Here is an 811-nt window from a genome sequence, read left to right as displayed (position 1 = left end):
CCGTTTTTCCTGGCGACCATAGCGGTCTGGAACCACCTGAATCCATCTCGAACTCAGAAGTGAAACAGACCCGCGCCGATGATAGTGTGGGGTCTCCCCATGTGAAAGTAGGTCATCGCCAGGGCTTTTTTATAAAAAAATGTCCGTAAAAAATGCGGAAGCTGTGCTTCGAGTTGCTGCAAAGTAGCTTTATATGAAGCACTGAATAAAGGCGTATTGTTGCTGGCGTAGCTCAGTTGGTAGAGCAACTGACTTGTAATCAGTAGGTCCCGGGTTCGATTCCTGGTGCCAGCACCACTTGTATGTCAGCCATTTTTGGAAAATGAATGGCTAGGCTATTGACTTTGCTAATGCCATGAAAGAAAATGGCGTTCTTTTGGGAGGGGTTCCCGAGCGGTCAAAGGGATCAGACTGTAAATCTGACGGCTCTGCCTTCGAAGGTTCGAATCCTTCCCCCTCCACCATATTATAAAAGAGGTAATGAACAAGCGGGTGTAGTTCAATGGTAGAACTTCAGCCTTCCAAGCTGATAGCGTGGGTTCGATTCCCATCACCCGCTCCAAAATTAATTAGTGTCTTGCGATAGTGCAGGATGTAATTTAGCCCACATAGCTCAGGTGGTAGAGCACTTCCTTGGTAAGGAAGAGGTCGTTGGTTCGAGTCCAGTTGTGGGCACCATGCAGTTATCAAAATTTTAATGGGGAGATCTTTCGATGGCGAAGGAAAAGTTTGAGCGTAAGAAGCCGCATGTGAATGTGGGTACGATAGGTCACGTAGACCATGGTAAGACCACGCTGACGGCAGCGATTAC

Annotated in this window: 1 protein-coding gene, 4 tRNA genes and 1 rRNA gene; all 6 read left to right on the top strand. The window is 47.6% G+C overall.

What is annotated here, in order from left to right:
* Positions 1-8: 8 nt before the first annotated feature.
* A 5S ribosomal RNA gene (gene rrf / locus E1O65_RS12450) occupies positions 9-124 on the top strand.
* A gap of 97 nt (positions 125-221) precedes the next feature.
* A tRNA-Thr gene (locus E1O65_RS12445) sits at positions 222-297 on the top strand.
* An 82-nt stretch (positions 298-379) separates the two neighbouring features.
* Positions 380-464: transfer RNA gene (locus tag E1O65_RS12440), tRNA-Tyr, on the top strand.
* Between the two features lie 24 nt (positions 465-488).
* Positions 489-562, top strand: a tRNA-Gly gene (locus E1O65_RS12435).
* A 40-nt stretch (positions 563-602) separates the two neighbouring features.
* Positions 603-678 (top strand) — tRNA-Thr (locus tag E1O65_RS12430).
* A gap of 35 nt (positions 679-713) precedes the next feature.
* On the top strand, positions 714-811 hold a 98-nt coding region (locus E1O65_RS12425), incomplete at its 3' end, for a GTP-binding protein (protein ID WP_133133908.1).

Origin of the sequence: Legionella sp. W10-070, from assembly GCF_900640175.1 — a bacterium.
Classification (GTDB): Bacteria; Pseudomonadota; Gammaproteobacteria; order Legionellales; family Legionellaceae; genus Tatlockia.
This window is presented reverse-complemented; position numbering and strand designations above follow the sequence as displayed.